The sequence below is a fragment of the Robertmurraya dakarensis genome (assembly GCF_900156875.1).
In the GTDB taxonomy this organism is placed as follows: Bacteria; Bacillota; Bacilli; order Bacillales; family Cytobacillaceae; genus Robertmurraya; species Robertmurraya dakarensis.
Genome location: NZ_LT707409.1, coordinates 3,256,530 through 3,268,891 on the forward strand (window position 1 = coordinate 3,256,530; position 12,362 = coordinate 3,268,891).

A 12,362-nucleotide genomic window follows, 5' to 3' on the forward strand; every position below is an offset into this window, starting at 1 on the left:
TTTCTGCCAAGCTATTTATTTCGAAATGCTAACAGGAATTGTTACCGTATAAACGGTTTTATGCTTTACTTCACCGTCAAGCTGATAATGAACTCCTTGTAAAATAATTTCATTTAAATCTGTAACTGTATTATCAATAACAAGTTTATAAACATTTCTTATATCTTTGGTTATGGAGATATGATCTTCAGAGCCATTTATAACCTGCCAATTGATATCGCTTGGAATACTGTCAACACAGGTTTCTTCTGTACAATCCTGCTCAACAAAATTCTCAAGATCAAGAGTTATCTGTACTTCATTCGTTATAAATTCTAATGTTTTCCCTTCGTCGTCATAGGTAAATTCTCTTTCCACACTTGTTCCTTCACCGTCTGGGAAAACTACATCACCTTCACCGACAATTGATGTGCTGATGCTGCCTGTCCCCATTATCCTCAAAGTTTGCCCTGTTGCAATATCAATTGTTGATATATCTGTATCCTCTGTCATATTTAACGTGATCGAAGACTGAACATTTACTTTCTGATACTTTCCTTCTAACGTAACAGGGGCCACCCCTTTAATGATTACATCTGTATTAAATGTTTCATCTGATGCCTTCTTCAACTCACCATTCACAACCACTCTAAGCTCAGAACTATTGTTAATTACTAGTTTATCTGTCTTAAATTTATAGAGATGAATAGAGTTTTTTCCACCGCTAATGATTTCCGTGCTAACAGCATTGCCTTTAACAGCCACATTATCCAGGATCGCTGTTCCATTAGCACCGACATCTACGAGTAAGTCATTATCGATTGAAAGATTGTTTAAGCGTACAGTAATATCAGGACCACTAAGCCTAACATCATAACCTTTTAAATCAGTCGGGGTTACTGCTGAATAGCCTTCAATTGTCACATTACGGTCAATAACTAAATCCTTTTGTAATGTCAAAGTTTTAGGCAATTTAATAGTCTTCACTTTCGGATTATTCAACGCAATTAACAGCTGTTCTTCATCTGCAACCGTTACACTGGTGTTACCGACAGTATAAGTCACTCCCAATGAATCCAACTGACTGACTGGAATACGGCTAACGATGTTCTCCAACATTTCAGGGTCAGCCATTAAGTCATATAAGCTATAGGATTCTCCAAATTCATCTGTCGGTTCCGGAAGATAATCACTAATGATAAAATCATCATCCGGATCCTTAACCCTTAACTTAAATCTTCTTTCCTCCAAAAATCTACCATCATCATTAAAGGCTCTCAGCGAGAATTCTGTTTCACTTTCGGATTGTCTGTTCGTAATGTCATCAATCCCTGCCTGCCCCATCGAAAAGCCATCCATATCCGCACGACGCAGTAAATCACGGCTGTGCAAATTAGGAGAATCTCCAAACGCAACCTTTAAGCGCGTTGCTTCTTCATCTGCATAGACATCAATATTCGTCAATGCAGGATTCTCTACATCTGTTTCACTAATCGGATCCTTTGAAATGTCATCATCTTCATTAGAATCTTCAGGTAGAATTCCTTCATAATGATGAATCGTTTCAATAGAAGATATAAAGATTTTTGGCACATGTACGAAGATATCTCTATTTGCATTATTCATATATACATGTTCATTGAGTATATCAGCATCTGTATCGATGAAAGTTGATTTAAACCCTGGAAGAATATCATAAATCTGAAATGGAATAACATAATCCTCCAACTGATCAAACCTTAGTGTTTCTTTATTAATGACGAGCTGATAATCTAAAATCCCTGCATAATCAATTAACTCTAAATTCTTGAATGTGATCGTCAGCTGGTCCGTTCCCACTTTACCGATACTTTTAATAATATTGACGGGGGCAGCGCTTCTCTGATCAGCTTGAACTACATAAATATTGTCATCCCAGTCTTTAAGTTCTGAAATCTGTTCATCCATTGAAACTATTAATTTGTTAATATAGCCAATTTTATTAAATTTAGCAGTATCTTTCTCAAACGTGTACTCATAAGGCTTTGCCGCAGCAGCCGTACTGAGGGAACCAACCAGGATTCCCGCAATAGACAGTATGGTAATAAAAGCGACTTTCCATCCGGTACGATACTTCGCCATTTGTCACACCTCCTGAACTATTCATTGATAGTTAATGTCTGAACCTTTGTTTCCAGTACGTTTCCATATTTATCGAACAGCTTGATTGTGACAGCTGTACCTTCTTCAAACGTGGAACTGGCCAAACTATACTGATTGTTTCCTTCGTAGTGGGCTTGAATATCATTTACCGTCATCGCATATACATCTGAAGTTGTTTCAACAACAATCGTATGAACGTTCAGCATTTCAAAATAGCCAACGTTAATATTGTGAATATAATTTTTTGTCACGACCTGTACTGTGGCATTGACAGTAAAGCCTGAATCGCCAACCTTTCCTCTCGCTGTGACTGTCCCCAATGTTGATGTATCCACTGGTTCCCAGGTTACCTTTTCCATTCCCGTCGTTTTATCGCTGTAAGTAACTCTAACTTTGGAAGGCAGGACAGGCGTTTCACCTAGTTTCACATTAATTGGCGCAATTTTTTCAACAGAAATGATGTTAGAGTCAATAATGTTGAGCGTATATGTGCGTTCTGCCTCATTTCCTACAGCATCAATGACTTCAATGGTAAAGGTATATTCTCCCGCTTTTCGTGGAACACCTGTAATTTCACCAGTTTCTTCGTTTAATTCTAAGCCAGACGGTAGTCTTCCTGATTTATCAAACTCATATGGTGCTCTTCCATGACGAGCTTCAATCTTGGCAGAATATTCACTTTGCAGTACTCCATTTGTTAATTCCTGAGCAGCTATGGCAAGAAATGTATTAATTTTTCCTGTAGCATAGTCTAAGATTTTCTGAGCGTCATCTTGTGTTAACAATCCATCCGCATCAACATCTGCCGCAAGCCATTGTTCCCGATCTGAAATATCATTTTTCCCAATATGCTGCAGCACCCACATCGCATCCGTTGTTGTGACACCGTCATTTCCAATAACGTCGCCGACAGTCATGCGGTGTTCAATTACTCCATTTAATATTTTAATAGTTAAATCTTCATCATCTTTCTCTTTTGCAACTACATTTTTGACCTCTAAAGGAACGGATTGACCTGGTGTAAACTCTTCAGTCAAATCATATGTAATATAGCCAATTTCGACCATTTCATTTGCATTGTAATCTCTTAATCGCTCCGCTGCGCCCGATTGTGAAATAAAGTCCAGGGTTAACTTGTTTCCATTTATTTGAACTTTTGGGCGAAAAATCTCACCATCAAATAGATCTCCAGTTTCAAAAGATTTTAAAGAGACTCCTTTGCTGTCAGATGGTAATGTAATGGTAAATTGAAAATGTCTTAAGTAACTTGTATGACGCAATATTACTGGTACTGTTACAGTATCTCCCAACGATCTAACTGAACTAACCTCAAGCAGAGGGTCAGCCGCAGCACTTGTTTCTGAGAATTTGCTTGAAAAGACTAACACGAACAGCATGGAAAGAACCGTTACAATTTTAATCCCTTTTTTCACCACATTATTCCCCTCCTTACTCTACCGAAAATTCAAATTTAACTGGCTCTTTTAACTGTTTTCCATTTAAATCTCTAACCTGTTCTGTAATCTCTAACGTATATGTCCCATACTCGTAAACACCTTTTGGTTTTACGACAATGATATTCTTGCCGCTTAAATTGATGGCTACATCAATGACGTTTCCTCTGCTATCCCTAACGAATACAGTGTGCTTGTTAACCGTAGATTTGTTAAACTCTTTATTAAAACGCACGTTCCATTCTTTAGAGCCCTTAACTTTTGTACCGTATTTTCTCATATCACCTTTAAAAGGCTTCACTTGGCCATCAAACACATCGACAGAAATTGGTTCGAAATCTTCATTGAATAATTTTACTTCTTGCAAATCCAGATTGATCGTCTCACTCGACTTTTCCAGTTCAAGCGTAACAGTTAGAAGTGTTCCATCAAGTATCTGCTCGGTTGCTTTTGCCCATTCAAACATGACTTTTCCGGGCTTTTCTGTATTAACAGATGTTAAATAATCAGAAAGTTCCTCCCCGATGATGGGTTCATCTTCAACGGTCAAAGCTGTTTTATCATAAAAAAGTGTCAAAGATCCACCTGCAACTTCTTCACTCCCATTGATATACACACTAATATTAACCTCTTTTCCTCTCTTCTCCTCATAAACTGTTGATACGCCTACAACCGATTTTGTTTCTGCTTTAGCAATCGTAGTTGGTAACACAAGCGAAAATGCCATTAATAGAAAAAAAGGAACAAATTTCGAATAATTCATGATGCCGCAGACACAGTCTAATGTGCCCTTCCTCCCTTCAAAAAGTAGTCATCAAATAATTTATCGACAAAAGTAAGGAAAAATGAAGGGATCTACTAGATAATTTTCGGGAAAATTGTTGAAAAATAGCAAAAAAAAACGCCCTTTAAAGGACGTGGTGACAGGCTTTTGAAATGCACCATCATTGTTTGGCACAACGAACAATCGGGGGGCACTCACCTCGTCCTATAAAGAGCCTTTCGTAGAGGATCATGGTGTAATTGAAAAAGGCAAGCGAATACTTTCTCTTAATAATTCATGACTTGCTGATACCAGATCTTTTATAAATAAAGAGTAATCCTTTCCAGGTTCAAACGGAGTTTCAGGTTCTATGAAAATAGTCTTTCCATCTTCGCTGAAATTTATGTTTGTAAAAACCCCCACTCCCGCTTCATCAACTATATAAATATTTCTCGCATGTACGGTCTCAGGATTGACAGGCTGGCTTAAGTTTATGGTCCATTTCTTTTTAACATCAGAAGATCCTTTATCATCAGCCCACACCTCAAATTCTACATTTGTAGATTTTTTTCTAATATTAGAAGAGGCAATAAAACCTGAAAAATCTACACCCTTTACCTCATACATCACAAATTGATTATAACGATTTGAAGACGCGATATAAGGACCTCCTACTATTTCAAGCTCAGTATAGTAGGCAATTTCTTCAGTAACTGGTGCGGACTGGTCAGGCACCGCTCTGAGATTCCCATAATCATATTTGTAAGGATCAAGAGAATTCATCACATATACAGAATTACCTGGGAGAAACATTTGCGTGGATTCAGTCACAGCACTTTCCCATTCTAGATGCTTATTAGGAAAAAACATCGTTCCATTTGAATGATAATCAATGTCTATATTAGGAAATTCAGCCACATCTATTTGACTATAATTCTCAACTGTTTGATAGATTCTTTCTTGATAGGTATTTTCATATTTATTTGGATCATTCCTAGCAGATAATCCATTGTAAGCCATAATCGCAAAATACCAATTTTCTATTATTGTAGGATTGGCATCATTAATAGATGGAATTCTCCCCTCAAATTGTAAACCCCACTTATTTTTTAAAATTTTGGCACCTATTTCAATATTATATGCCGTATCAATGGCTAATTTTTCTTGATCGACATCAAGTGTCGTATTTGTCACCTGCATGATTCCAATCCCGTTATCATCAGAAATCAGCGGTTTCCCATCTTTAAACTGCATCATATCGCTTTCCTTTAAAGCAATCGCCTTTAAAATTTCTGGTGGGATTTCATACTTTAAAGCGGTTTCTGTAAGAAGTCTAAGCTTTTCCTTCATATCGAGCTCCTCGTACAGAATTTTCTCTTCACTAGCAACAACTTCACTTTCCCCTTGTACATGTTCGATTGAATCAGCGTATACAGATAGATTGAATGTAAACACAATCAGTCCGATCAGCAAAATTATAAATTTCTTCAATTGTTCCTCTCCTTTACCTGCTCAATCTATTAATCCATACTTTAACATAATAATAGAATTATATGGTTTGTATATTTCTGTATAGACTACTAGTATCCTTGCCCTAGGTACTTTCTTGCTTTAAAATAGTAAAATAGTAATATTTATACAACAGGAGGTTAAAGTAATTATGAGGAAAATACCATTATTTATTTTCACCGCTCTATTGACGTTAATAGTCTCCTTCCCCAGCCTCAGAGCAGAAGCAGCTATTACATATGAGGAATTGGAAAGGCCACAAGCTCTTGATATGGAGGAACATGAGGAATTGCCGGAAAGTAATGCACTCTCAAAGAACGGTCTACCGATGATCGGGACAACCTTCGGGCCAGGTTTTAGAATACAACCAATTGGAGTAGATCGGACAGACCTCGGCGTCTCAGCTACTTTTGAATTTGGAAACGTTAGCGATCAACCAATTACATTGACAAATGAAAGTGTTCAATGGATTTATTGGGATGATAACATCCAGAATATGGCCTATTCCTATATTGGGGATCCAAAGGTAGTACAACCTAATGAAGTCATCACCTTTCATGTAACAACATCTTCAGTAGAGGCACAAAGTGTGATGATTGATATTAATGGATTCGATGGATTCTATGATTTTTCTTTATATAAAGAAGAGGATGCCTTAAAATCATTAAAGCCCGTTGACTATTTTGAGCAAATTTTCGATGAACAGTTTTTTCGCGTACCGTCAAACTTTTATCAATATGGCACAGAGGAGCTGACCGTGCTGGCGAAGGACGTCAAAATGACAGATTTGAAATCCTTTGGTCCTCTTTCTATAAATGATCACGGTATGATCGGTTTTGTGAAGGTTCGAGTAGCTAATTTAACGAACGAGGATGTCAACATCGATCAAATAACTGTTGGTTCATGGCATACGAACAAAGATGATTTAGAAAAATTTGTCCTTAGTCAAGATGATATAGATTTATTTGGCGACGAGGTTTTCCCTGAATCTATTCCGTCCCGTTCTATTGTCGAAGGGTACTTACCTTTCTTTGTTAGGGACATGAACGAAATAAGCTTAGTATATGTTGAAACGGACAGCATTGATTTTCAACTGGATTCAATCGAATCTTTCTCACCTTACACAAAAGACGAATTATGGAGAGAATGGGACAGAAAGGAAAGTACAGATGTAAAAAAACCATGGACGATACAATTCTCTGCACCCGTTGATCACAGCACAGTAAGTGATGAAACGATTTATGTTCAAGATTTATTTGGACACCCCGTTGACGTTAATTTAGAAATCAGTGAAGATAGCAAAAGTATCATCGTCACACCTGTAGGAGACTACACCTGGATGGATGGCTATAATCTCTTTATCAACGAAAAGGTTAAATCAATGAATGGAGAAAACATGGAAACAGGTATCAAAATGCGTTTCGACATTGGCGAGTTTGCTTAAACAACTTAATTTAACATTATGAAAACAGCAGAAAGTGCTACCACCATGGACACTTTCTGCTGTCTTTTCTTATTCAGGTACCTGGTACCGGCCGTGGACATTTTATGCTATTTGTCCTTTTGTGGTACCTGGTACCTGTTTGGTTTACATTGGGGGTACGAGTCCGAAGTTTCGTTGGTTTTGGAGCGGATGTTGTTCAATTTCTTTCTTTAATTGAGTCCACTTATTGTGTATGGCTTTCCCTTCATACTTTAATAAATTTGCCATCTCTTCATTCCCACTTTTCAATAGCTCATCTGACCTTTCCTGACTATATTTCAATATGGCCTCATATTTCTTTTGGTCAAAACGATCATATTGAAGCGACAGCTTAAATGCTTTAATGGCCTCAAGGTCATTGCCACGATCAGCTTCAATGACCCCCAATTGGTAATAAAGCAACGCATGATGCGGCTCAAATTTTAGTGCATTTAGAATAACATCTCTTTTTTCAGCATAGTCTATACCTGGGATTTCGCTATACTGCAATGAGTAATCCGTCTTATACTGATTCAACTGAATCGCGTCCTGAATAAGAAGAAGAGGATCTCTGCTGTGTCCTTTCAGTGCGGATAGATACGCCTTTTCCCCCTGCTGGAATCTTACGCTAAAGAATACCGTGATCAAAATGGACAAAACCAGCACCCCCTTAAACACTACACTCATAGAACCAGGGTTATGCCGGATAAACACTTTATCTCCCATTCCTTCTATAATAAATAGAGAAAGCAGCATAATCATCGTTCCATAGGATAGAGTAAAATCAAAAAGACTATGCACTAGAATAACGATAAGAACCGGCAATACCAATAAATTATGTTTGCTGACAAAAAATAGCGCTAAGCCCAATGCTGCAATGAGCAATAGAAACCCAATAACACCTGTCTCTAACCACTGCTGCAAATAAAAGTTGTGCATATCATGAACCAAATAAGGAGCAGATTGAACCTGATACATTTTATACTTCCAAGCCTCTCCGCCTGCCCCAAGCCAAAAATCATCTTGAATCGCCGTCCACCCATCCTTCATATAATATAAACGGTCTGTGAAAGAGGATGTATTTTGAGAAATCCGGTCTTTCAACGGCTGTGGGAATAGAAAAAAGAGATAGTCTTTTTTGACTACACTAATAAATAAAGCAATAAAACCAGATGAAAATAGAATCGGAAATGTCCATCTAGTATTAATACCAAACTGCTTCGGGAGCTTACTACATACAAACCCTACAGCAGAAGCGGATAAAACCACGAAAGGGACGAACCATTGCCCCCTGCTAAACCCTGCTTCTGTAAAAACTAAATACATCGTCAAGCTATAAAAAACCATTATGCTTGAATCAACGATGAACTGTAATTGCTTTTCCCCGTTCAAAAGCCACATCGTTACAAGCCAGCCAATTATAAATGCCAGCCATGCTCCTCTTGATTCGGTCATGATCAATAGGAATCCAAGCAGCTGCACACAACTATATATACTTACTTTTAGCCACCTCGTTAAAGAAGGATCCACGATCAGCTGAATGATATGATAAAGCAGCAACGCCCCTACTAGTGCTCCTAATGCGTTAGGATACTGAAAAAAGCCACCTAACCGCACGCCACTGCCGGTTAACCCTTCGCCAAGTATTAAAACACCATCTTGAATGTGAACGATTCGACCTAAAACCAAGAGACTCATAAAAGCAAAAATAGAGGTAAAAAAAAGCATAGTATGAATCTTGTTAGGTATGAAATAGTTCGATACCAGATAGACGAAAGAGGCATACATGGTCCATTCAGTTATTTTTAATAGAGTGTGTTCGACGGACTCAACACCATTTATGAATGTTAAAGCATAAGAACAAGCTACCAAGAGCAGCGCCAAAAACACCAAATTGGTCTGGGGTTCTCTCCTCTTCGTCAATCCTCTATATACAATCACTAACATTGTAGTCATTGATAAAATAATGGAAAAACCTAACCAATGACTGCTCTCATAAAAACCATAAAATAAATAAGACATGACTAACATTCCACTTATAAAAAGGCTCCATATATAAGAACTTTGAGATTTCGACATATGCATCCCTACTTACCTTTCAATTATTCTATTATTATATATGTTTTATCAAATAAATAGGCAAATATTCTCAAACCCAGCTCAATTCCGACAAAATTAGACATAAACTGACATTACCAATATGGTATATTATGCTAGACTACTACATTTTAAGGAGGGACTTTATGTCTAAAACGCGTGCACCATTTAGTTTCATTGTCACGGTCTTATTATTATTTTCAAGTTTTTTATCCGTTTCTGCATCAGCCCAGACATCACCAACAAACCTTTGGAAAGTTGAATATGAGGGTGAACCTTTGTTCGATCCATTATTGGACAAGGATCAGAATTTAATTGTTGGAAAGTACTCCATAATCGATGGTGTATATCATAATGATTTTATGACGATTGACAATACCAATGGAGAGGTTTTAGATCAATGGAAATTAACTGGACGCAGCAATTCATTTTCTGATGAAGATGGAGATGTATACATACATATCTTGGATACCGAAACGTCGAAATTTTCCTTGTATACCAACTCTGGTGAAAAACTGTGGGAAAAAACTCTTAATATGGAAGAACACTACTATTATGTTGTGCCAGGCGGTAACCAACTAACGATTATTGACCATGTAAATAGGGAGGCCATTACCTATTCCATTAACGGGGAAGAACTAAGCAGAGAAACACTCAACGATCAATGGGCCACGGATATATATTACATCTGGGATAACTATAGTGGCAGCCTTTCTTTTATTCAAGAGTCCCCTAATGGAGAAACTCTTCTTAACAAGGAATTAGATATTAGAATACCAGAGGGGCAAATATACGGTGGCGGGGACGTACAGGTTTCCGAGAATAACAGATTATTTGTCATCCTTTCACTGTATGACGATGTCACATTTGAGACTACTTATAAGCTGTTAGTGCTTGATAAGCAAGGAAACCAAATCGCTATGAAGGATTTACCTTATAGTGGAGGATATGACCTAATCCATGTTAATGAAAATATACATCTTATGTTTGAAGGGACTTACTTGGTCTTTGACGGAAATGGTTCCCTCTTAAATGAATATCAGTTATTTAACGATGACAATCATTATGTAACCTCCGTTAGACAAATCGATGATGAGCATCTATATCTTTTTTATTCAGATTTTGCTGTACTAGTTACTTTAGATGGTGAAGTTATTTGGAAAAAGGAAATCTCAAGTAATGATGATGGGTACTGGAATGTATATGATATTTTAGAAGATATTTATCTATATTCTGGCTCTGATATTACGTCCTATGATAAAGATACCGGTAATCAGAACTGGCAGTACACGTTAAATGATGAAGGATATTTAGCTGCGCTCCTTGTTGATGAACCGAACGGAAAAGTCTACTACCAAACAAGACAGTTTGAGAGAATCCCAAATGGCGAGGAATATGATTTTAAATATTCAACCACAATCAGCGCCTTCAGTTTTTCTGATTCTCAACCATCGAATGCCGTATCAAAAGATAAGCCTTGGACGATTGAGTTTAATTCAAACATTGACAGAGAGTCAGTGAATGCCGAAACCATTTATATCGTTGACTCGAACGGTGAGAAAGTCAGCGGTCTTGAATACAAGGTAAACGAGAATAAAGTCGTCGTTCTTGCTCCTAAAGAAGGTTATACATCAAAGGAATCCTACAAACTTGTTATTACACAAGAAGTAAAATCTGTTTCTCAGAAAGAATTAAAAGAAATAGTAAAAAAAGAATTCACCATTAAATAAAAGCATCGCAAAAACTGACAAAAATCCCTTGTTCGTCTGGACAAGGGATTTTTCATTTTCTCTTATTGTACAGTAAATTCCATTAGTACGGTCGTTTTGATAGGGTTGTCTGCAGTATCCTTCAAATGGCCGGTAATCATTAATTGATAAGTACCCGCTTCGTACCCTTGTTGTGGTGCTTTCACGAAGATATGCTTCTTGTCCTCTGATACCTCTGTTTCTACCTCTATTAATTCTGTACGGTCTTTGACCACATAGATTGCTACAGATACAGAGTCACTATTGACTTCTTTGTTCAGTTCCACAGTCCACATTTTATCAGAAACGGAAGGTTCTAATTTGTGAATAACTTTCCCCCACTCCCCATCAGGATTTGGAAAGTCTATAATACTTGGAATCTCGTAATTCAAGAAAAATTGATCAGCAAGTACTTGATATCCTTCCTCATTTGGATGAATATCCTGAGGATTTGGCAAACAGGCAAGACTATTTGGATTAAAGGCAGATGAAACTTCAACAAAATGAATTCCTTCTAATTCTGCTACAGTTTTTATACTATAATTAAAATACTCTAAAGCTTGGATCAATTGAGCTCTTGTTAGTCCTTCTTCCATATATGGGAATGGGAAGTAATAGCCATACAAATAAATTTCAGCATCAGGGTTTATTGCTTTGACACCTTTGACAGCGACTGTTAGATTCACGGAAATGGAATGTAATAGTGCCATAATGGCTTCTTGATCAATATCAGAGGTAAAATCAACTGCTTGAAGAATATCGTTAGCCCCACTAATAATGGTTACTAGTTCCGCTTCCTGGATGGATTTCTGAACACCTTCCCGCTTTAATTTTTCCAATAACCCTACACTTGTTTCACCAGAAGCAGCGTGTTCTTTCGTAAATGAAGAAAGTACACCCGCTTCAGCCAGCTCTTCGCTAATCATATCCGTAAAGCCTTTGCCGATTGTTTTATACGGGGTCTGGCCAGTTGCCAACGAATCGCCTAGCGCTACGTAATCAATCTTACCTACCGCTGATGCCTGCGCATAAGGGGCGGGGGCAATCGTAAAAAAGAATGCAATGATAGCAGCCATTATAATGGAGTAAGCTTTTCTCATATTTCTCATCTCCTATCTCTTCTTGAAACATATAGAATTTTCAATCTATTAAACCTTTAAAACACCCCCTTGCGAAACTGCACCACTAATTGTAGCAAGATGCAATTT

Annotated in this window: 8 protein-coding genes; 2 read left to right on the forward strand and 6 right to left on the reverse strand. The window is 37.5% G+C overall.

Annotated features, from left to right (window positions below):
• Positions 1-15 precede the first annotated feature (15 nt).
• The 4 genes from CZ487_RS24460 to CZ487_RS24475 all read right to left on the reverse strand — a co-directional run bounded on the left by CZ487_RS24460 (position 16) and on the right by CZ487_RS24475 (position 5,829).
• A complete protein-coding gene (locus tag CZ487_RS24460) occupies positions 16-2,100 on the reverse strand; it encodes a hypothetical protein (protein WP_077214971.1) in 2,085 nt (694 codons plus the stop codon).
• A gap of 17 nt (positions 2,101-2,117) precedes the next feature.
• Positions 2,118-3,557: a putative Ig domain-containing protein gene (locus CZ487_RS24465; RefSeq protein ID WP_077214972.1), complete on the reverse strand. Its 1,440-nt coding sequence runs from the start codon at positions 3,555-3,557 to the stop codon at positions 2,118-2,120.
• Positions 3,558-3,570: 13 nt separating this feature from the next.
• Complete coding sequence (locus CZ487_RS24470; RefSeq protein WP_077214973.1) at positions 3,571-4,338, reverse strand: Ig-like domain-containing protein; 768 nt, start codon at positions 4,336-4,338, stop codon at positions 3,571-3,573.
• A gap of 249 nt (positions 4,339-4,587) precedes the next feature.
• Positions 4,588-5,829 (reverse strand): transglycosylase SLT domain-containing protein, encoded by a 1,242-nt coding sequence (locus CZ487_RS24475; RefSeq protein WP_077214974.1) that lies wholly within the window; start codon positions 5,827-5,829, stop codon positions 4,588-4,590.
• Between the two features lie 169 nt (positions 5,830-5,998).
• Between CZ487_RS24475 and CZ487_RS24480 the strand changes: the two genes are divergently transcribed.
• A complete protein-coding gene (locus tag CZ487_RS24480; RefSeq protein WP_077214975.1) occupies positions 5,999-7,291 on the forward strand; it encodes an Ig-like domain-containing protein in 1,293 nt (430 codons plus the stop codon).
• Positions 7,292-7,435: 144 nt separating this feature from the next.
• Here CZ487_RS24480 and CZ487_RS24485 read toward each other — a convergent pair whose 3' ends face one another.
• The gene (locus CZ487_RS24485) at positions 7,436-9,331 is read right to left on the reverse strand and encodes an O-antigen ligase family protein (RefSeq protein ID WP_077214976.1); all 1,896 of its coding nucleotides are present in this window, start codon (positions 9,329-9,331) and stop codon (positions 7,436-7,438) included.
• Between the two features lie 221 nt (positions 9,332-9,552).
• Here CZ487_RS24485 and CZ487_RS24490 point away from each other — a divergent pair, with 221 nt between their 5' ends.
• Positions 9,553-11,136, forward strand: a complete 1,584-nt coding sequence (locus tag CZ487_RS24490) for an Ig-like domain-containing domain (RefSeq protein ID WP_077214977.1) — start codon at positions 9,553-9,555, stop codon at positions 11,134-11,136.
• 62 nt (positions 11,137-11,198) lie between these two features.
• Here the strand turns inward: CZ487_RS24490 and CZ487_RS24495 are convergent, their stop codons facing one another.
• Entirely contained in the window at positions 11,199-12,254 is a 1,056-nt protein-coding gene (locus tag CZ487_RS24495) for a GDSL-type esterase/lipase family protein (RefSeq protein ID WP_077214978.1), read from the reverse strand.
• Positions 12,255-12,362: the final 108 nt, after the last annotated feature.